General features: G+C 63.9%; 21 protein-coding genes. 4 read left to right on the forward strand and 17 right to left on the reverse strand.

Features of this window, described 5'->3' with window-relative positions:
* A partial coding sequence (locus tag HX866_RS04685) for a hypothetical protein (RefSeq protein ID WP_177138274.1) occupies positions 1-302 on the forward strand: 302 nt, incomplete at its 5' end.
* A gap of 108 nt (positions 303-410) precedes the next feature.
* A complete protein-coding gene (locus HX866_RS04690) occupies positions 411-605 on the forward strand; it encodes a hypothetical protein (RefSeq protein ID WP_177091407.1) in 195 nt (64 codons plus the stop codon).
* Positions 606-697: 92 nt separating this feature from the next.
* On the opposite strand, the gene HX866_RS34195 is transcribed toward HX866_RS04690, so the two are convergent.
* Positions 698-829: a hypothetical protein gene (locus tag HX866_RS34195; protein ID WP_256344821.1), complete on the reverse strand. Its 132-nt coding sequence runs from the start codon at positions 827-829 to the stop codon at positions 698-700.
* A gap of 207 nt (positions 830-1,036) precedes the next feature.
* Between HX866_RS34195 and HX866_RS04695 the strand changes: the two genes are divergently transcribed.
* Positions 1,037-2,044, forward strand: coding sequence for an Ldh family oxidoreductase (locus tag HX866_RS04695; protein ID WP_177138275.1), 1,008 nt, complete (start codon positions 1,037-1,039; stop codon positions 2,042-2,044).
* A 42-nt stretch (positions 2,045-2,086) separates the two neighbouring features.
* Here HX866_RS04695 and HX866_RS04700 read toward each other — a convergent pair whose 3' ends face one another.
* The 15 genes from HX866_RS04700 to pdxR all read right to left on the reverse strand — a co-directional run bounded on the left by HX866_RS04700 (position 2,087) and on the right by pdxR (position 17,882).
* Positions 2,087-3,667 (reverse strand): aldehyde dehydrogenase (NADP(+)), encoded by a 1,581-nt coding sequence (locus tag HX866_RS04700; RefSeq protein ID WP_177138276.1) that lies wholly within the window; start codon positions 3,665-3,667, stop codon positions 2,087-2,089.
* Between the two features lie 371 nt (positions 3,668-4,038).
* Positions 4,039-4,956, reverse strand: a complete 918-nt coding sequence (locus HX866_RS04705) for a dihydrodipicolinate synthase family protein (protein WP_177091413.1) — start codon at positions 4,954-4,956, stop codon at positions 4,039-4,041.
* Between the two features lie 134 nt (positions 4,957-5,090).
* On the reverse strand, positions 5,091-6,119 hold the full coding sequence (locus HX866_RS04710) for a trans-3-hydroxy-L-proline dehydratase (protein ID WP_177138278.1): 1,029 nt from the start codon (positions 6,117-6,119) through the stop codon (positions 5,091-5,093).
* Positions 6,120-6,270: 151 nt separating this feature from the next.
* Complete coding sequence (locus HX866_RS04715; protein ID WP_121132201.1) at positions 6,271-6,993, reverse strand: amino acid ABC transporter ATP-binding protein; 723 nt, start codon at positions 6,991-6,993, stop codon at positions 6,271-6,273.
* Positions 6,986-7,636, reverse strand: coding sequence for an amino acid ABC transporter permease (locus HX866_RS04720; protein WP_177138279.1), 651 nt, complete (start codon positions 7,634-7,636; stop codon positions 6,986-6,988). Before HX866_RS04720 ends, HX866_RS04715 begins: the two co-directional genes overlap by 8 nt.
* A gap of 10 nt (positions 7,637-7,646) precedes the next feature.
* Positions 7,647-8,312: an amino acid ABC transporter permease gene (locus HX866_RS04725; RefSeq protein ID WP_177138281.1), complete on the reverse strand. Its 666-nt coding sequence runs from the start codon at positions 8,310-8,312 to the stop codon at positions 7,647-7,649.
* Positions 8,305-10,086 carry a cis-3-hydroxy-L-proline dehydratase gene (lhpI, locus tag HX866_RS04730; protein WP_177138283.1) on the reverse strand — a complete coding sequence of 594 codons (1,782 nt, stop codon included), beginning with the start codon at positions 10,084-10,086 and terminating at the stop codon, positions 8,305-8,307. Before lhpI ends, HX866_RS04725 begins: the two co-directional genes overlap by 8 nt.
* Before the next feature lie 10 nt (positions 10,087-10,096).
* Complete coding sequence (locus tag HX866_RS04735) at positions 10,097-10,915, reverse strand: ABC transporter substrate-binding protein (RefSeq protein ID WP_177100670.1); 819 nt, start codon at positions 10,913-10,915, stop codon at positions 10,097-10,099.
* Between the two features lie 241 nt (positions 10,916-11,156).
* Positions 11,157-11,906 (reverse strand): AraC family transcriptional regulator, encoded by a 750-nt coding sequence (locus tag HX866_RS04740; protein WP_177139234.1) that lies wholly within the window; start codon positions 11,904-11,906, stop codon positions 11,157-11,159.
* Between the two features lie 74 nt (positions 11,907-11,980).
* Entirely contained in the window at positions 11,981-13,237 is a 1,257-nt protein-coding gene (locus HX866_RS04745) for an NAD(P)/FAD-dependent oxidoreductase (protein ID WP_177138285.1), read from the reverse strand.
* Positions 13,234-13,470 carry a (2Fe-2S)-binding protein gene (locus tag HX866_RS04750; RefSeq protein ID WP_177124246.1) on the reverse strand — a complete coding sequence of 79 codons (237 nt, stop codon included), beginning with the start codon at positions 13,468-13,470 and terminating at the stop codon, positions 13,234-13,236. Before HX866_RS04750 ends, HX866_RS04745 begins: the two co-directional genes overlap by 4 nt.
* Positions 13,463-14,578: an NAD(P)/FAD-dependent oxidoreductase gene (locus HX866_RS04755; RefSeq protein ID WP_177124247.1), complete on the reverse strand. Its 1,116-nt coding sequence runs from the start codon at positions 14,576-14,578 to the stop codon at positions 13,463-13,465. Before HX866_RS04755 ends, HX866_RS04750 begins: the two co-directional genes overlap by 8 nt.
* Positions 14,575-15,507, reverse strand: a complete 933-nt coding sequence (locus HX866_RS04760; protein ID WP_177124248.1) for a 4-hydroxyproline epimerase — start codon at positions 15,505-15,507, stop codon at positions 14,575-14,577. The genes HX866_RS04755 and HX866_RS04760 overlap by 4 nt, the downstream gene beginning before the upstream one ends.
* Before the next feature lie 114 nt (positions 15,508-15,621).
* Complete coding sequence (locus HX866_RS04765) at positions 15,622-16,293, reverse strand: GntR family transcriptional regulator (RefSeq protein ID WP_177124249.1); 672 nt, start codon at positions 16,291-16,293, stop codon at positions 15,622-15,624.
* Between the two features lie 101 nt (positions 16,294-16,394).
* Positions 16,395-17,882 carry a MocR-like pyridoxine biosynthesis transcription factor PdxR gene (gene pdxR / locus HX866_RS04770; protein ID WP_177138287.1) on the reverse strand — a complete coding sequence of 496 codons (1,488 nt, stop codon included), beginning with the start codon at positions 17,880-17,882 and terminating at the stop codon, positions 16,395-16,397.
* Positions 17,883-17,959: 77 nt separating this feature from the next.
* Here pdxR and HX866_RS04775 point away from each other — a divergent pair, with 77 nt between their 5' ends.
* Complete coding sequence (locus HX866_RS04775; RefSeq protein WP_177138289.1) at positions 17,960-19,630, forward strand: M24 family metallopeptidase; 1,671 nt, start codon at positions 17,960-17,962, stop codon at positions 19,628-19,630.
* Between the two features lie 40 nt (positions 19,631-19,670).
* Here HX866_RS04775 and HX866_RS04780 read toward each other — a convergent pair whose 3' ends face one another.
* Positions 19,671-20,306, reverse strand: a complete 636-nt coding sequence (locus HX866_RS04780; protein WP_177091440.1) for a LysE family translocator — start codon at positions 20,304-20,306, stop codon at positions 19,671-19,673.
* Between the last annotated feature and the right edge of the window lie 70 nt (positions 20,307-20,376).

Below are 20,376 nucleotides of genomic sequence, written 5' to 3' on the forward strand. Positions count from 1 at the left end.
ATACCCTGGCGTTCACTTGCGCAAAACCCGTCATCCCCGAAGCCCCCTACAAACCCACGCTATTCGCGATCCAGCCCGGAGTAACCGCCCAGGACGCCCTGGTCTACGTTTCCAATCTGCTCGAAACCGCAGAACTCAATGGCGACGAAATCAGCCTGCACACCAACCCGGTCGAACGGGCGTTGTTCTGGGGCATGCTGCATTCGGTGGAGGTGGCGCGTGCGGTGGTGGATGCCTTGCTGGAGGGCGCGTCTCCCTCCCATCAGCTATCGTCAGCATTGGGCAACCCTGCAAAGGGTTGAGGTCGTCAGCCAATACAGCGGCCCCTGTCTCCAAGGCGTTGAGTATGGAATCTTGGGAACAACAGGAGTAAAAAATACCTTACCTGCCTCAACCCAGAGGATGTGCCAATGGTCATTACGGTCAAAGAACGCGATGAGGATCACATGTCCCACGACGCCCATAGCGCGAGCGTCAGGATGTGGGATGTCTACCAGGGCGATGTGTTGGTCGGCGTTTATCACAGTGAAGCGGATGCGTTGAAGTACAAGGCTTTGCTGGAGAGCGGTCGTTTGGACAGCCTCAAGCCGCCTCCAAAAGGCTGAGGCCAACACCTTGAACAAGCCCAGCCTGGTGCTGGGCTTTGTTTTTCGTGGCACAAAGGCGAGGGCGGCCGGACAAGGCCCGGCTCAACCGATTACACCCTGCTGTCGCCCTGGGTTTGCCGCGTGGCCTTTTCCTTCTTGTGGTTCTTCATGTCCTGCCTGATACCCCAGGCAATGACGACGATGCCAAAAATGGCCATCAACACTATTTGTTCGGTAGGCATAGCCTGCTCCTTGCAGAAAACGCTCATTGAACGGGCTGGCGCCGCGCCTGCCAAATCGAGGGGGTTACAGAATGTTTCGATGGCTGGGCAATATGGCCCCTGTCGAGCCGCCAGGGTGTGCCGAATTCGTCATCGTCTCGGCCTAAAGCGATCAAGCCGCGAGCCTTGCAATGGACCAGTCTGGACAGTCTGTTCAAGGAGCTGATTATGATCCGACTGTCCCTGGCTGAAGCTCGCGAGCTGGCCGAATCGATTCTGCTGCACAACGGTTTTAACCTCGCCCACGCCCAGGCGGTGACCGACACGGTGATTGCCGGCGAGCGCGATGGTTGCACCTCCCATGGTCTGTACCGGGTATTGGGCTGCGTGAATTCCCTGAGAAACGGTAAGGTGGCCGCCGACGCCGAGCCGCAGGTCATCGATCAGGCGCCGTCCATTGTGCGTGTCGATGCGGGGGGTGGTTTTTCCCAGTTGGCGTTCCAGGCAGGTCTGCCCTTGTTGCAGGAGAAAACCCGCGCCAATGGGATCGCGGCCCTGGCGATCAATCGTTGTGTGCATTTCTCCGCGCTGTGGGTCGAGATCGAGCAACTGACCGCCGCCGGCCTCGTCGCGTTGGCCTGCACGCCCAGCCATGCCTGGGTCGCGCCCGCCGGGGGGAATCAGCCGGTGTTCGGGACCAATCCCATCGCCTTCGGCTGGCCGCGCCCAGGTAACGACCCCTTTGTCTTCGACTTCGCCACCAGTGCCATTGCCCGTGGCGAGATAGAGCTGCATCGGCGGGCCGGCAAAGCCATTCCCGAAGGCTGGGGCGTGGACGCCCAAGGTCAGCCGAGTACCGATGCCAATGTGGTGCTTGATAGCGGCGCGATGTTGACGTTCGGTGGGCACAAGGGCTCGGCGTTGGCAGCCATGGTGGAGCTGATTGCCGGGCCGTTGATCGGTGACCTGACCAGTGCCGAATCCCTGGCCTACGACGCTGGCAGCAAGTCGTCGCCGTACCATGGCGAACTGCTTGTCGCCTTCGATCCGCAGCGTTTTCTCGGGGCGGCCACCGAGCAGCATCTGGCCCGTGCCGAAGCCGTGTTCGACAGCATTGAGGGGCAGGGCGCACGCTTGCCGTCGCAACGGCGTTATGAGGCGCGAGCGCGCAGTCTGGTGGAGGGTGTGCAGATTCCCGAGGCGCTGTACAACGACCTGAAAGCGTTGCTGGCCTGAGAGAGGAAGGGCGCCATCGGTCTGGCCGATGGCGCCCGTTTTTTACAGCGGAGCGCGCTGGCTGATGCCGTCGACCAAACGATTGATGCCCAGCGGGTTGGCGTTTTGCAAGGCTTCGGGCAACAAGGCATCCGGGCAATTCTGGTAGCACACCGGGCGCAGAAAGCGCTCGATGGCCAAGCTGCCGACCGAAGTGCCGCGTGCGTCGGAGGTGGCCGGGTAAGGGCCGCCATGGACCATGGCATCACCGACTTCGACACCGGTCGGATAGCCGTTGAACAAGACTCGCCCGACCTTTTGTTCCAGCAGGGGCAGCAGCTCGGCGTGGCTCTGTAGATCGGCGGCCTCGGCAATCAGCGTGGCCGTGAGTTGACCGTGCAAACCCCGGAGCGCTTGTTGCAGTTCGGCGTTGTCGGCCACTTCAACGACGACGGTGGTCGGGCCGAAGACTTCTTCCTGCAACAGCGGATCGCCGTTGAGCAACAGACGGACGTCGGCCTTGAACAGTTGCGGCTGTGCCTGGTGGCCTTGCTGGGGCTTGCCGGCCAGATGGCTGATGCCTGAATGGTCGAGTAGGGCCTGCACGCCGTTGGTGTAACTGCGCAGTGTGCCGGCATTGAGCATGGTCTGCGCCGGCTGTTCGTTCATCAAGACCGCGAGCAGTGCTGTGAATGCGGTGAAGCGGGGCGAACCGATACCGATCACCAGACCCGGATTGGTACAGAACTGACCGCAACCCTGGACCACTGAGGCCATCAGTTCACTGGCGATCTTTTCGCCGCGCAGTTGCAAGGCTTCGGGCAGGATCACCACCGGATTGATGCTGCTCATTTCGGCGAATACCGGAATCGGTTGTGGCCGTGCGGCGGCCATGTCGCAGAGCGCGCGTCCCCCGGTCAGCGAGCCGGTGAAACCGACGGCCTGGATCGATGGGTGCTTGACCAGCGCTTCACCGACACCCGCGCCGTAGATCATGTTGAACACGCCTTTGGGCATGTCGGTTTGCTCGGCGGCGCGGATGATCGCATTGGCCACCTGTTCGGCTGTTGCCATATGTCCACTGTGGGCCTTGAACACCACCGGGCAACCGGCGGCCAGGGCAGCCGCGGTATCGCCGCCGGCGGTGGAGAACGCCAGGGGGAAATTGCTCGCGCCGAACACCGCCACCGGGCCGACGCCGATTCGGTATTGACGCAGGTCGATCCTGGGGAGCGGTTGGCGCTCGGGCAAGGCGCGGTCGATCCGTGCGCCGTAGAAATCACCACGGCGCAGCACTTGCGCGAACAGGCGCATCTGGCCGCTGGTGCGTGCGCGTTCACCCTGGATTCGGCCGGTGGGTAGGGCCGTCTCCTGGGTGACCAGGGCGATGAAGTTGTCATCCAGGGCATCCAGTTGCGCAGCGATGGCCTCGAGAAACTCCGCACGCCGACTGGCCGGCAGTGTGCGAAACGCCGGGTAGGCCGACGCGGCAGCTTGGGCGGCGGCGTCTACTTCGTCGCTGGTCGCCTGGGTGAAAACGAAGGGCAGGGCGTCACCGGTGCTGGCGTCATGGCTGTGCAAGGTGATAGTGCCGGCGGCGCTGCGCGCACCGCCGATGTAGTTGTGGCCGATGATCTCGGACATGGAAAACTCCTGTCAGAAGAAAGGCATCCTGGTGCCAGTCGGTTAAGAGCGATCTCAAATCTGACCGCGACTTGTGGCGAGCGGGCTTGCCCGCGCTCGGCTGCGAAGCAGTCGTAAAATCGATCACCGTGTTCTACCTGATACACCGCAATCACTGGTTTTTAGGGCCGCTTCGCGGCCCAGCGCGGGCAAGCCCGCTCGCCACAAGACTGCGTTCGGCTGCGAAGCAGTCGTAAACCTGCGACTGCGTTCCGCCTGACACAATCGAGTCTCTGGTTTTAGGGCCGCTTCGCAGCCCAGCGAGGGCAAGCCCCCTCGCCACAAGTGTGCATCCCGCTGGCTTTGATTGAGTTCAAGCTAGAGGCGCAGTCTCAGAGACCCACGTCCGGCAAGTGCGGACGATTGGCCAGGGCCTTGGCCATGATCTGTTCGACAAACACCCGATCGGCTTCCGGCAAGGCCAGGCGTGGCGGACGGGTCAAAGCACTGCCGCGACCGGCAATGGCTTCGCACAGCTTGATGCATTGCACCAGGTCAGCACGGGCGTCGAGGTGCAGGATCGGCATCAGCCATTCGTAGATCGGCATGGCCTCGGCAAAACGCCCAGCCTTGGCCAGGCGGAAGATGGTTTCGCCTTCTTTCGGGAACACGTTGGACATCCCCGAAACCCAGCCTTCAGCCCCCACGGCGATGCTTTCCAGCACCACATCGTCCAAGCCCGCGAACAGCACAAAACGGTCGCCGACTTCATTGCGCACGTCGATGAACCGCCGGGTGTCGCCGGAGGAATCCTTGAAGCACACCACGTTGTCGCAGTCGGCCAGGGAAATCAGGATGTCCGGGGTTACGTCGTTTTTGTAGATCGGCGGGTTGTTGTAGACCATCAACGGCACATCGGCGTTTTTTGCCACGTAGCGGTAGTGCTCGGCGGTCTCGAAGGGCTTGGAGCCATAGACCAGCGCCGGCATCAGCATCACGCCGTCGACCCCGGCCTTGCGCACGGCGTTAGCCACCTTGGCTGCCTGCACGCTGGTGAACTCGGCGACGCCGCAGATCACCGGCACCCGGCCACGGGAGGCATCCACCGCGACTTCGGTCACGGCGATTTTCTCTTCAGCGCTCAGGGAGGTGTTTTCCCCCACCGAACCGCACACCACCAGGCCGGAAACGCCGTCGCGGATCACGTTGGAAATCACCTGGTGGGTCTTTTCCAGGTTGATGCTGAAGTCGTCGTTGAATTGAGTGGTGACCGCCGGGAAGACGCCGCTCCAGTTGATGCGTTTGCTCATGATGCTCTCCAGTGGTTTAGCGTATTTCGTATACGATATTTTAAGTGAAAAAATTAGACCAGTGTTTTTTCGCCGGGCGCCGTCAGGGCGCCCCCGGTTTGTTTCGATCAGCCGTCTAGCGCTGGCGTTGCGGTTCAGGCACCGGGCCAGGTGTCCGACAACCGGTAGCCTTGTGGCCAGGGATCGGCGGGGTCGAGCAGCAATTGATGGGTGCCGGTGATCCAGGCCCGGCCGGACAGGCACGGGTAGATCGCCGCACGCCCGGCCAGTTCAGTCATGGAGTCGATGCGGCAATGGAACTCCGAACCGATGATCGAGCGGCCGATAAAGCGCTCACCGACCTTCAGCACACCCTTGGTCTGCAACACCGCCATGCGCGCCGAGCAACCGGTGCCACAGGGCGAGCGGTCGATCTTGCCGGGTCGGATCACCACGGCGTTGGCGCCGGTGGCGACGCCGTTTTCGTAGACCACCGGGGCGGCGATCTGGCAGAAGGAGATATGCGCCCAGTCAGGGTTCAACGGGTGGACAAAACCCAATTGCCCGTTGGCGGCGCGGGTGATCTTCAGGCCGATCTCAACCATGTCCTTGGCTTCGTCGGGACGGATGGCAAACCCCAGGCGCTGGGCATCGACAATGGCGAAGCTGTCGCCGCCATAGGCGGTGTCGACCTGGATCGAACCCAGGCCTTCGACTTCGATCCAGGCGTCGAGGCGGTCGGCGAACGACGGCACGTTCTTGATTTCCACCCGCTGGACCTTGCCGTCCTTGCACTCGGCCACGGCTTCGATCAGCCCGCCGGGGGCCTCAAGCACCAGGCGGGTCTGGGGCTCGGTCATCGGCAGGATGCCGCTGTCGAGCAGCACGGTGGCCACGCACAACGAGTTGGACCCTGACATCGGCGGGGTATCCGCCGGCTCCATGATGATCCAGGCCATCTGCGCCCGTGGGTCCTTGGCCGGCACCAGCAGGTTGACGTGGCGGAACACGCCGCCACGGGGTTCGTTGAGGACGAAGTTGCGCAGGGTTTCATCCTCGGCGATCCAGCGCGACTGTTCCCACACCGTGGCGCCAGGCGGCGGGGCGACGCCGCCGACAATCACATCGCCGACCTCACCTTCGGCGTGGCAGCTGACCACGTGGACGATTTTCGAAGAACGCATTGCCTACTCCTCTTGTGATGGTTCACCGACCTTGTAGGCGCCGGCTTGCTGGCGAATCGTAAGAACACTGCGGTGGATCAGGCACACCGCGTTATCGTTCTTCGCCAGCAAGCCGGCTCCCACAGGACCGCGTTTGCTTTCAGTGTCGTGGTTATTTCACGGACTTGAGGAACGCCGCCGTTTCCGGCTGCACGGGATTGCCGATGACCTGGTCGGGCGCGCCGATCTCATGCACCAGGCCGTTACGAAAGAACGCTACGCGATCGGAAACGTCGCGGGCAAAGCGGATCTCATGGGTCACCAGGACCATGGTCATGCCGTCTTCGGCGAGCATGCGCATGGTGTCCAGCACCTCTCCCACCAGTTGCGGGTCGAGGGCCGAAGTGGCTTCGTCGAAGAGCATGTAGTCCGGCGACATGGCCAGGGCCCGGGCAATCGCCATGCGCTGCTGCTGGCCGCCGGAGAGCTTGCCGGGAAAGGCCTTGAGCTTGTCGCCCAGGCCCACGTGGGTCAGTTGCCGGACCGCCAGTTCCTCGGCGTCCTGCTGGCTTTTGCCGAGCACCTTGCGCGGCGCCAGCATCACGTTTTCCAGCACGGTCAGGTGCGGGAAGGCGTTCCACTGCTGGAACACGATGCCGATCTTCTGCCGCAGGCGGTTGAGGTCGGTGGCCTTGTCATGGACCTCGACGCCGTCGACGCGGATGTTGCCCTGGTGAATCGATTCCAGGCCGTTGATGCACATCAGCAGGGTCGATTTACCCGAGCCGGAGCCGCCGATGATCGACACCACCTCGCCCTTGTTCACGGTCAGGCTGACGCCCTTGATCACTTCGAGCTCGCCGAAGGATTTGTGTACGTTGTCGATCTCAATCATTTTCTTGCCACCTTCTTTCCAGACGAGCGCCAAGGCGGGCGACCACCAGGCTCATGACGTAATAGATGAGGCCCGCGATGCACAGCACCAGCAACGGTTCCTGAATGCGCGTGACGATGGTTTGCGAGGCGCGCAGCAGTTCGACGATGCCGATCCACATCACCAGCGCGGTGTCTTTCATCACACTGAGCACCAGGTTCAGCCAGCCGGGGAAGGCCACCCGCGTGGCCATCGGCAGGACGATCCAGCGCAGGTCCTGGAAAAAGCTCAGGCCCAGGGAACGACTGGCCCGACGCAGGGTGAGCGGCACCGACAATACGCCGCTGCGCACGATCTCGGTGAAGTACGCGGCGGCGTAGACCCCGAGCACGATGCAGCCGACGCTGAAGGCGCTGATGTTCAGGCCGACGATGCTTTTCAGCGAGTTGAACAGCACGAACTGGATCAGCAACGGCACGCTGCGAAACACGTCCAGCACCCAGGCCAGGGGCAGGCTGGCGCGCGGCCAGAGGGCGCGCAACACGCCGAACAGCAGCCCGGCAACAGAACCGATGAGGATCGACCAGGCGGTCAGTTGCAGCGTGATCCAGGCCCCGTTGAGCAGGAACAGCAGGTCATTCCAGGAGAAACTGGTGAAAAACATAGTCACCTCCTCAGTAGCGGAACAGTCGCCAGGCCATCAGCCGGGCTACCGCGACGATCGCCTTGGCAATCAGGTAATACAGCACCGCTGCAATGGCGAAGTACTCGAAGGTGCGGAACGTCTTGACGTTGTAGTCCTGGGTCACGCCGGTGAGGTCATTGTTCAGCCCGACAATCACCCCCAGCGACGTCATCAGCACCGCCCAGACCATCTGGTTGCTCAGCGGATAAAAGACGATGCGCAGCAGTTGCGGGACGATGATCAAGCGGTACGCCTGGAAGGCGCTCATGCCCAGGGAACGGGCGGCGCGCACTTGCGTATCGGGCACGGCCTTGAGGCCACCGCGAAAGTTTTCCGCGAGATAACCGGCGTTGTTGAAGGTGATCCCGGCGAGCAGGGCGAACCATGAGCTGACATGCAGATCCAGCGAGCCGAGGCCGAAGTAGAGGATGTAGATCTGGAACAGCGACGGGGTGTTGCGGGCAATCGACACCCAGCCGTTACCGATGCCACGCAGCAGCGGATTGCTGGTTTCGCGCATCACCGTCAGGGCCAGGGCGATCAGCACCCCGAAGATCATCGACAATGCCGCAGTCTCGAAGGTGACGACGGCGCCGGCGAGCATGTCCGGCAAGGCGCGCAGCGCGGCGTGCCATTGGAAGGTGTAGTCAAACATGCGCGGGATTCTCCAGCGGAGCGGCGGCCATTAACCAGTCGGGTAAACGCCCGCTGGCGCTGGCACAGCAGGCGGCGTCGACACATTCGGCGAGGCTGGCGAAGTGCACTTTGCGGCCCACCAGCCCGGGCGCGTAGTGGGCGTACTTGCCCGAGTTGGTCATCAAGGTGGTGGCGGCCGGCGGGATCACCGGCTCGCCGAGCATGCACCAGCAGGTGTCGGTCACCAGGGTCGCGCCGAAGGCTTCGATCACCGCGCCGTGCCCGGCGGCTCGCGCCTGTTCCAGCACCGCGCGGCCGCAGGTGATGGCGAGGACCACGTCGGGGTGTTTGTGCCGACCCCGGCAGAGACGGGCCAAGTGGGCAAATTCACTGAGGGAGAAATGCGGGTTGCCCAGGGACACCACATCCACCCGAGGGTCGCGGGCGCTGTTGAGTTCACGCCAGCTGAGCAGCAGGTCCTGCAGGCGGATTTTTTCCACCGGTAGTTCAACGTCCGGCGCCAGCACATAGGCCGGGTCGAGTGCCTCCGGGGTGACCCCGGCGATATGAAACAGTGGCGCCGCGGAGGTGGTGGCGAAGGCCGCGCCGAAGGCTTTCAGGTCGTCCAGGCTCGGTTGGCGTTGTTCCAGGCCGAGCACCAGGGGAATCCGACTGCCGGCCAGGGCGCCGATGTGATAGCCGAGCAGTGGGTAGAACGAGTCGTCCACCTCGCTCAGGGCGGGCAGCTCGATTTGCAGTTGGGCCTTGCGCTGGGCGTCCAGATGGCAACCAATCAACGGCGCGCGCCCGGTCAGGGCAATGCAGATATCCAGGTAGTCCGGGTACTTCAGGGTGCGGGCGCCGAGCACGCTGTTGGCGTAGACCACGGCATTGGATTCGGCCCAGACGATCTGTTCGCCGACCTTCGGCGCGCTGTCGAGCAAGTAGGGCGCACAGGTGAAACTGAGCTGCGCGCCCATGGCCATATAGGCATCGCCCAGGGCACTGGCCGGGACACCCAGGGCCGGGTCGATGCCCAACTCGCGCCAGCGACGCTGGTCGACCGAGATGGAGTTGAGGGTGGTCGGCACCCGTACCTTGGCGCCCCACTGCACCAACTGTTGAGCAAACTTCAGGCTCGCCGGTCCCGTGTAGATGCAGCCATCGATATGGGCTTGGGTCACATCCAGCAGGCTGCGGGCACCTTGTAATTGCGCCATGCGCAAGACGATCTGCATGGCGACCTGGGCGGCTTTGCCGTATTGGCCATCGAGCAGCGCCAGGTCATGTTCGGTCAGTTCAATCGCGGGGTGTTTTTCTTCGCCGGGCAACGGCGTGTCGGGTGCCGGCCCGATAGGGTCGGGTAACTGTTCAAACAGCGTCACAGTTTCGCCTTCGAGCCGCGCGAAGGCCTTGCCGCGCAAGGCGGCGAAGGCCTCCCGGCCGATGCACAGCACCGGCAGGGAACGCTCGAAAATGGTCTGTGCCACCAGCACGCCCAGGGTCAGGATTTCATCCGGCTCGGCCAGCACCAGTGCGGCGGGGGCATGGCCGTTGCTGATCAACTCCATCATCACGCTGCTGCCGGTACAGGACCCGCGACCGCTGGGCAACGCCAGCACGCGGCCGGCCAGGTGTTCGCCGCTGAGGGGGTGATGGCGGTCGATCACCTCGCCACTGAACGGGTCGACACCGCCCCAGAAACTCAGGCCAACATCGGCGAACAGCAAGGGACCTTGAGCGGCCCCTAAGACCAGGCTGCGTCCGGTCAGGGAAATGGGCGTGCTGGGCATTCAGCGTTCCTCAGTAGTAGACGTGGGGCACGGTCAGGTCGGCCGGCGGAATCTCGGTCCCGACCCATTTGACGAACAGCTCCTTGTAACGTCCGGTACGCACCTGCTGGTTGATGAACAGGTTGAGGTAGTTGATCAGGCCGTACTCGTTACGCTTGGCCCCCAGCGAGACGTAGTCGATGACGTACGGCGCATTGCCGGCGACCTTCAGGTTCTTGTATTTGCCTGATTTGAGCGTAGCGGCTGCCACGGTGTTGGTGACGACGGTGGCGTCGATATGGCCCTGGGCGACGGCGAGGATGGTGTCGTTCTGGGATTGGTAGGCGCGGAAGCTACCGGTGCCCCAGCTCTTCTGGTCTTTTTCCAGGGCGATGGCTTCATAGGTGCCGCTGGTGTTGCCGACCGGCTTGCCCTTGAGGTCTTCGTACTTGCTGATGCCGGTGTCGGTGCGGGTCAGCACCACCATCTGGAAGGCGAAGTAGGGCAGGGACAGGCCAACGGTCTTGGCCCGTTCGAGGGTGTCGGAGGTGGAGGCGACGATCACGTCGGCGCGGCCCGAAACCAGCGCCGGAATACGATCCGGGAAGGGTGTCTCGACGATCTCGGCATCGACCCCGAGGACCTTCGCCAGGTCGTTGCAGTAGTCGACATCGAAGCCCACCGGCTTGTTGCTTTCATCGCGCGAACCCATGGGCGGGAAGTCCAGGGTCACGGCGCAGCGCAGTTTGCCCGAGCCGATGATGTCGTCGAGTTTGTCGGCATGGGCGGTGGCGATAAAGGAGGTACTGAGAACAGCGCTGAGGGCTACGGCAAATGCGGGGTTTTTCATAGAGGCCTCGTGGTCGGTTGAGTGCTGTTGGCGATCGTATTGAGAATTTCGTATACGATATTTACTTTGCAATGAGCGTGCCCGTTTCTCGGCGACCACCCGAATCACTGATAAGCCATTGAGTTAGGGCGGTTGCCAGGTGGACGTGAGTGACAACGCGGGAAGGGCGGGTAGGGAATCGGTGTTACAGAAGGGAGCAGCCCCGCCCCGCACGCCCCTTAAAGGAACACTCGCGGCACGCTCAGCGACGGCTGTCGCGGTATTGGCTGGGGGCGAGGCTGGTCAGGGCGCGGAACTGCCGGCTGAAGGCGCTGTGGTCGGTGTAACCGCAGCGCAGGGCGATTTCGGTGATCGGCAGGTCGGTGTGCAGCAACAGTCGCGAGGACTCTTCAAGGCGGGCCTTGTGAATCATCTGTCGCGGGGTCAGTTGGAACACCCGCTTGCAGTGGCGCTCCAGTTGCGCCACGGAAAACCCGGCAATCGCCGTCAGTTCGGCGAGGCTGATGGGCCGGGCGAAGTGGTCGCGGATATGGGCGTCGACTGCGGCGAGTTTCGGGAAGGCCGGGTGGCTGGATTGCGGCAGTTGCAAATCGCGGGAGATCCCGGCGAGGCCGACGATATGACCTTGCAGGTCGCGCAACGCCAGTTTGTGGGTCAGGCACCAGATCGGCTGGTTGCCGTAATAGAGGTGCAGTTCGAGTTGGTCGGCCAGCTCGCGACCGCTCGACAGCACCCGGCGATCCTGGGCGGTGTACAGCGGGCCGAAGCGTTCCGGGAAGACCGTGTCGGCGGTGCGCCCGAGCAGTTCGGCGCTCTCCTTGAAGCCGCAGCGCCGGGCCAGGGTCTGGTTGACGAAGGCGTAACGGGCTTCGTTGTCCTTGATGAAAAATACCACGTCCGCGAGGGTATCGAGCAGCGGCGCAAGCGGCTGCAGACTGCTCAGCAGCGTGGGCAGGTCGCAGGGTTTGAAGTGACTGAGGGCGGCATACATGGTGCTGGGAGCCTGGAGGCGATCGTCCCGATCATAGAGACTCGGCGCCGGGGCCGGAAGCCCCGGGCCGAGATTCAGGCCGGTGGCGAGTCGTCGAGGCACAACAAGGTCTCGATCCGCGCGGGGCTGAAGGGCGGGCGCGGTGCCGACGGCTGCCAGCCGAACAGGTGCTGCACGGCACCGCCGCAGACCCGGCCCTGGCAGGCGCCCATGCCGCAACGACTGGCCAGTTTGGCGTCGCGCCAGTCGCTGTGGCTGGCCAGTGCACCGTAGGGCACATCTTCGCAGCGGCACACCAGGGTGTCGGGTTTGGCCAGCGACTTGAGCGGCGGGTTGAGGCGGAAGCTGTGGTTCAGGACCTTGGCAAAACCCTGCCAGCGCGCCCGCAGCGGCCACAATGCCTGGGCCTGTGGCCGTTCGCCGACCGCCGCGTGGCCGGCAATCGCGCCTTCGACCAGGGCCAGTTCACTGCCGCCGAAACCGGTGCATTCGCCCGCCGCGTAGTGATCGACGTGCTGGCTGGTCTGCCAGGCATCCACCGCCAGTGCCTGGCCATCGAGTGCATAGCCCAGGGCCTGGCCGAGTTGGGTGTTGGGAATCAGGCCGAAGCCACAGGCCAGGCGGTCGCACTCCAGCTCGAGGATTTTTCCCTGCTGTTGCAGGCGTACGCCTTCCAGCCGATTGCTGCCGAGGGCGGCGAGGACATGGCTGCCGGTTCGATAATGGTGGTCGAACAGGCTGAACGACTGCAGCAGTTTGTCCGGCCAGCGCGGCAGTTGCGCGGCGAAACCGGCAATGGCGCGGCGGCTCGCCTGCTCGGCGATGCGCAGCACCTGGGCGCCGTTGTGTCTGGCGGTGGCGGCGCTGGCCAGCAGCAAGGGGCCGCTGCCGGCGATCACCAGGCGTTCATCGCGCACGGGCAGCCCGCCCTTGATCAGCGCCTGGAGCCCGCCGACACCGGTCACACCGGGCAAGGTCCAGCCCGGGAAGGGCAGCAGCAATTCACGGGCGCCGGTACACAGGATCAGTTTGTCGTAACCGATGACCCAGCCACGCTCGTCATTTTCGACCAGCAGTTGCTTGGGACCGGCACAGGCGATGACCCGGGTGCTGGCATGGCGCTGGATATTGCTGCAGTTCTCCAACTGCTCACGCAGACGCCGGGCCTGGTTCGGCAGTTGGGCCTGGGGCCCGTCGCGCCAGATTTGCCCGCCCGGCAACGGGTTGTCGTCGAGGATCACGATGCGTGCGCCGCTGGCGGCGGCGGCGAGTGCCGCCGCCATGCCCGCGGGGCCGGCACCGATGATCAGCAGGTCGGCGTATTCGCTCATGCTTGAGTCTCCACGCGCATGCCGTCACGGCAGAGTGTCTGGCAGGCCAGGCGCCGCCGGCCATCGATGGTCACCCGGCATTCCTGGCAAATGCCCATGCCGCACAGGGGCGCGCGGCGCTGGCCGCTGACCGAGGTGCGGCTGCAACCGTCGCCACCGAGGGCCAACGCGGCGGCAACGCTGGTGCCTTCGGCGACCCTCAGGGCGTGGCCGTCCAGCAGCAACTCAAGCATAGGTCGGCTCCCCGAGGAAACGTTGTGGCAGATAAGGTTGCGCGGCCAGCGGTGGCGTTTCATCGAGCAGTTGCGCCACCAGCAGGTCGGCGGTGCCGGGGGCCGTGGTGACCCCCAGGCCTTCGTGGCCGACGGCGAGCCACAAGCCCTTGCGTTGCGGGTGTTGGCCCACCAGCGGCAAGCCATCGGGGCTGGCGGCGCGAAAGCCGGTCCAGGCACGAATGCCATTGAGTTGTGCCAGGCCGGGCATGTATTCGGTGGCGCGCCTGAGCATCTTGGCGAGCATCCAGCCTTCGACCTGCGGGTCCGTGGTGCCGAATTGGCGTGATGCACCGATAAACAGCTGCCCGGTCGGGCGCGGCTGGATATTGCACGCCGCCGACGGGCCGCTGGCATTGTGGGCGCTGGTGACATAACCGAGTTCCACCAGCGTGTGGGTGACCTTGCCGGGGTAGCGGTCGGTGATCAGCAAGTGGCCCTTTTTCGGCACGATCGGCAACTCCGGGCACAGCTCGCTGGCCTGGACGCCGTTGGCCAGGATCACCGCCTCGGCCTTCAGCCATTGACCGTCGTCGAGGCGCACGCGGTTGCCTTCGATTTCACTGACCCGCGCCTGGCGCTGGGTGATATTGGCGGTTTCGAGCATCCAGCGGGCGGTTGCCGGGGCATAGAGAATGCCGTCGTCATTGATCAGCAGGCCGCCCTCCAGACCCTCGCGCAATGCCGGTTCGCGCAGGCGCAAGGCACTGCTGCCGAGCAACTCGCAGGCGACGCCCCGGGCCTGCAAGTTCAGGTATTTGCTCTGGGCGACGGCCATTTCTTCGGCATTGGCCGCCAGCCAGAGGGTGCCGTTGCTGCGGTAGGCGCAGCCGTCGGGTAGTGTTGGCGCCGTTTCGCGCCAGCGTTGCAGGGAATATTGGCTGAGGGCCAGTTCGGCCGGGTTGTCGTCGAGGACCAGCAAATGCCCCATGCCCGCCGCCGTCGCCCCGGGCAGGCCGGCATCCAGCACCAGGACCTGCAAGCCGCGCCGGGCCAGCGCCTGGGCACAGGCGGCGCCGATGATACCGGCGCCGATCACGATCACATCGGCCACCCGGCCCGGGTTCATGGGCGAATGCCCCAGGCGAACGGGTCGTCCTGCTCGATGATCAGGCTGGTTTCGGCGCTGATAAAGGCCCGGCCACGAATGGTCGGCACGATGCGTTCGTCCTGGCGTTCGTAGGAACCTTCGAATTCGCTGCCGATCACGCTGGCCTGGCGCCAGATCTGCCCCGGCTGCAATTTGTCGTCGGCCGCCAGGCATGCCAGTTTGGCGCTGGTGCCGGTGCCGCAAGGGGAGCGGTCGTAGGCCTTGCCGGGGCACAGGACGAAGTTGCGGCTGTCGGCGTGCAGGTCATCGGCGAACAGCTCGATATGATCGATCAGGCCACCGTCCTCGCCACGAATCCCCTGGGCCTCGAGGGCTTGCTGGACGGCGAAGGTATAGGCGGTCAGCGCTTCGAGATTGTCGCCGGCGATGTCCAGGCCATGTTCGGCGATCAGGAAAAACCAGTTGCCGCCCCAGGCGATATCGCCAACGACCTCGCCGATACCCGGCACCTCCAGTGCCAGGGCTTTCTGGTAACGGTAGGACGGGACGTTGCGCACGCTGACCGAATGGTCTTCGTGCAAGGTCGCCTGCACCGTGCCCACGGGGGTCTCGATGCTGTGGGTGCCCGGGCCGATCTTGCCCAGGTGTGCCAGGGACGCCACCAGGCCGATGGTGCCGTGGCCGCACATGCCGAGGTAACCGGTGTTGTTGAAGAAAATCACCCCGGCACAGGCGCTCGGGTCCACTGGTTCACAGAGCAGGGCGCCGACCAGCACGTCGCTGCCCCGGGGTTCGAGCACGCAGGCCGCGCGCCACTGATCATGTTCCTGGGCCAGACGCTGGCGGCGCTCGGCCATGCTGCCGTGGCCCAGGTCAGGAAAACCGGCGATCACCAGGCGGGTGGGTTCGCCGCCGGTGTGGGAGTCGATCACGCTGATGCGTTTCATGGAGGGGCCACGTCCGTTCCGATAAGTGACGGACAGAGTGGCCCGGAGGAGGGGCTGTCGGCTTGAGGGTTTTAGCCTGTGCCGATGACGAAATCAGCACAGTGCACGACGCCGTCAGTGGCTGTGGGGCAGGTGTTCGAACAAGGTCTTGCAGACGCCGGCGATATGCTCGTCGAGCAGCTTCACCGCCAGATCAACATCCCCGGCGCGGCAGGCCGCGAGAATCTCCCGGTGTTCGTGGTCGGCGCGCTCCTTGCCGGCGGAAAGGCTCATTTGCATGCGCAGGTAGCGCTCGAGCTTGTCGTTGACCGAACGGATCAGGCTGACCAGGAACGGTCGTTGCGCCGGTTCGTAGAGGCAGGCGTGCAGTTCCCAGTTGAGTTCGGCCCAGCGGCCCACGTCATCTTCGCCGATGAACTCCTGGCAGATGCGTTCGGCCCGCTCGAAGGTCTCGTCGGTCATGTTCGGGATGGCCAGGCGCAGGACCTTGTCTTCCAGCAGCATGCGCACTTCGAACATCTGCGCCAACTCCGCATCCGAGACCCGCGTGACCATCGCCCCGCGATTGCGCAGGAACATCACCAGGCCTTCGGCTTCCAGGCGCTTGAGGGCTTCGCGCACGGGAATCTTGCTGACGTTGAACTGGCGGGCGATGTCGTCCTGACGAATCGGCTCATCCTCGGCGAAATGTCCGGCGACGATGGCGTCGCGCAGATGGCGGGTGATGATTTCCGAGGTCGAAGGCGAATTGCCAAGGTCGGGGGCGTTGAGTTTGGGTAGGGCCACGGTTCTGATCGTTCGAGAGAAAAGTTGTGTAGATGGTATACGAAATTTTCTTGCTGTTCCTGGCTGATGCTCCCGACGGTCCGGTCCATGGGCCGTGGTTGCTACCGGGTGAGGGCGCTCGCCGCCTGCGCCAGGCGGTGGGTGGCCTGACGGATTTCCTCCCGGTTGAGGGAGGCGAAGCCCAGGCGCAGCGCATTCTCCGGTTGATCCATGGGCGAGAACTGGCGGCTGTTACGCACCACCAGGTCGTACTCGAGGGTCTTTGCCACCAGTTGGCCGACGTTTATGTCGTCGCTGAAACGGACCCACAGGGCCAGGCCGCCTTCGGGTTCCTGAACACAAATACGCTCGCCAAAGGCCGCCACCAGGCAACTGTGCAAGGTTTCTCGTCGCCGCCGATATTCCTTCGAGACCCGGCGCAGATGTTTTTTCAGTTCGCCGTCATTGATCAGGTCCGCGAGCATCTGCTGCGAGACCGCGTCCCCCTGGCCCAGGGTCAGCGCGGCGTTTCGGTTCAGGGTCTCGATCACGTTGGCGGGCGCCACCACATAACTGCAGCGAAACGTCGAGCCCAGCGACTTGGACAGCGAGCCGACATAAATCACATGCCGCTGGCTGCTGTCGCTGGCGAGGGGCAGGTAGGGCCGGCCATCAAAGTGATACTCGTAGTCGTAGTCTTCCTCTATCACGCAGAAGTCATGCTGCTTGGCCAACGCCAGCAGTTGTTGTCGGCGCCCGGCGTGGAGGCTGACGGTGGTGGGAAACTGGTGGTGGGGCGTGAGGTAGATCATCCGCACCTTGTGCTGCCGGCACAGCGCGTCGATCTGGTCGACCCGGCAGCCTTCGCTGTCCAGGTCCACGGTCACCAACTGTGCGCCCAAACGGCGGAATATCTCCCACGCCGGCGGATAGCTGAGGCGCTCCACCAGCACCACATCGCCGGGCTCGAGCAATGCGCTGGCCGTCAGGTACAGCGACATCTGCACGCCCTGGGTCAGGCAGATATGCTCGGCCTCAACGGCCAGGCCGCGGTTGTTGCGCAGCATTTCGGCCAGGGCCCTGCGTAATTCATGGCTGGTACCGTCACAGCCGTGGCGCACGGTGTTGGAGACGAAACTCTTGCGCAGCGCGTTGCGATAGTAACGATGCAAGACCGCCTGGGGCAGCAAGCGGTGGTCGCAGGCACCGTTATCGAAGAACAGCGCGCCGGGGTGTGCTTGCAGTGCCGTTGTCTGCTGGCCCGGGGTGAAATACGGCACGACCGGTTGCGCCCGCAGTTCCAGCGCGAAAGAGGGCGGGGCGCTGCGGGCCTTGATCATGGGTGCCAGTTGCGCGTTGACGAAGGTGCCCCGTCGCGGTTCGCTGACCAGCCAGCCCTTGGTCATGGCTTCCTCATAGGCGAGGATCACCGTCTTGCGGTTGACGTCGAGCAACCGCGCCATCTCACGGGTTCCGGGCAGCAAGGTTCCGGGCGTGAGGCGCCCGTCGACAATGGCGGTGACCAGGCCTTCGACGATCTTGCGATAGGACGCCTGGGTCTCGCTGTCATCGAGCTTGAGCAGGGGCCGCCATTTGCGTAACTGGACCATCTGAATTATCCAAAACTGGAGGTTCTCATGGTCCTAGTCTACCGCAACAATTGGACCTCATTCACCCCGAGGTCTTTATGAACACACGCCATGTCATTGAATTGTCGCCCTCGGGCAAAACCTTCGAGGCCGGTGACGAGTTGCTGCTCGACGCCATGCTCGCCAGCGGCCTCTCGGTGCCGTTCTCCTGCCGTCGGGGGGCCTGTGGTTCGTGCAAGGTCAAGGTGGTGGCGGGGGAGTATCGCGACAAGCTTCTGGCACCCGGCGCTCCGGCACCGTCTTATCCCCTTGCGGCCGATGAAATGCTGTTGTGCCAGAGCCATGCCTGCGCCGATATGCGCCTGGAGATCCCCGGCTGGTCGCTGGACACCCCTTCGTTGGAAATCAGTGCACGGGTCCTGGGCAAACGCGCCCTGAGCGGGGATATCACCGAGTTGGTGCTGATGCCGGAAACTCAGGAGCCTCTTCAGGTCCGTGCCGGGCAGTACGTCAGGTTTCGCCTCGACGATGGCGACAGCCGCTGTTTCTCCATTGCCAATCTTCCTGCCGAGGATGACGGCCAGCTGGTCTTTCAGATTCGCCAGGTCCGTGGCGGACGTTTTTCCGAGCAGATCCTGGCGACCCTGGAGGTGGGGCACCGGCTGACGTTGGAAGGTCCATTGGGTGCGTGCACCTGGCAACACGATGACACGCGCCCCGTGGTGCTGTTCGCCACGGGCACCGGCTATGCCGGGGTCAAGCCGCTGCTGCTGAGCGCACTGGCCCGGGGCGCCGAGGTAAGCCTGTATTGGGGCGGCTCTCAGCCCGCCGATTTTTACGACCGCGCGTTCCTGGACCAGGCCAGCACCGAATACCCCGGTTTTTCCTGGTACCCGGTGCTGTCGGCGGAGGCCCGGGTGCAGCAGGTGGCTTTCCAGCAGGCACATGACTGGGCACAGGCTCAGGTCTATGCCTGCGGTAACAGCTCGATGATTCGCGATGTCCGCGAACACAGCCTTGCGGCGGGTGTGCCGGCCCATCGTTTTGTCGCGGAAGCTTTCGTGCCCAGCGGCCTGTCGATACCCGAGTCGGCGCCCAAGCCACTGGACCCGGTCTGGGAAAAAGTCGGCCCGCGTTATTCCCTGGACGGCATGTTGGCGGCCCGCGAGCAATCGGTGCGTGCCCTGGCGTCCATCGCCAGTCAGTTGCGAGTCGGGATGACCACCGCCGAGGCCCTCGAGATGGCTGGCCAGCAGTTGCAGGCCATGGGCGCGTCTCACACCTGGCATCCGACCTATATCCGTTTTGGCGACGACACCGTGCGTACGCCACGGGAGGGCATCGACCCCCTGCGCAAGCTACGCGCGACCGATATCGCCGTGGTCGATCTCGGCCCGGTCTGGGACGGTTATGAAGGGGACTATGGCGACACCTTCGTGTTCGGCGAGGACCCGCTGCACCAGGCCTGCGTCAAGGCCTTGCACGAGGTCTTCGATGAGACCCGCGAGGCGTGGTACCAGGGGCTGACCGGTCGTGAGCTGTATGACTTCGCCGAACGCAGCGCAGTCTCGAAAGGCTGGCGGCTGGAACGAAACCTGGCGGGCCATCGCATTGCCGATTTCCCCCACGCCTTGTTCGGCCAGGAGAAACTGGCGGAGCTGGAGATTGTCCCGAGCGAGATGGTCTGGGTCCTGGAAATCCAGCTGTGCCATCCCACCGAGGCCGTCGGTGGGTTCTTCGAGGATATCCTGATCGGCGAGGGGGGCTGATGGCTGTCGCTCTTTTGCGTTCAAGCGCAAACAGCCGGCTTTAGCTCTGCCCCTCGATGGCCATGCGCACGGCCAAGCCTGTGAGCACCGAGCTCATCAGCCAGCGTTGCACGATCTGCCACACCGGCCGGCTGGCGAGAAATGCCGCGATGGAGCCCGCCATGACGGCAATCACTGCGTTGACACTGATGCTGATGGCGATCTGGGTAAAGCCGAGTACGAGGGATTGCGCCAGTACGCTGCCGTGGCCGACGGGATCGATGAATTGGGGCAGCAGGGACAGATACATGACCGCGATTTTCGGATTCAACAGGTTGGTGACAAAGCCCATCGTGAACAGTTTGCGCGGGCTGTCCTTGGGCAGGTCGCGCACCTGGAACGGCGAGCGGCCGCCGGGCTTGACCGCCTGCCAGGCCAGGTAGAGCAGGTAGAGCGCGCCGCCGATACGCAGGACGTCATAGGCGTAGGGAACCGTCAGGAGCAGGGCGGTGATGCCCAATGCGGCGCAGAACATGTAGACGACGAAACCCAAGGCCACGCCGCCCAGGGAAATCAGCCCGGCCATGCGCCCCTGGCAGATCGAGCGCGAGATGAGATAGATCATGTTCGGCCCGGGCGTCAGCACCATGCCGAGTGAGATCAGGCCGTAGGCAAGCAGGTTGGACAGTTCGGGCATGGTGTAGCTCCTTGAGGCAGATGGGAGGCATCTGTATGCAGCACAGGATGATAGAGGGGTCGATGCGAGC

It is taken from the genome of Pseudomonas gingeri (assembly GCF_013386165.1).
Classification (GTDB): domain Bacteria; phylum Pseudomonadota; class Gammaproteobacteria; order Pseudomonadales; family Pseudomonadaceae; genus Aquipseudomonas; species Aquipseudomonas gingeri_C.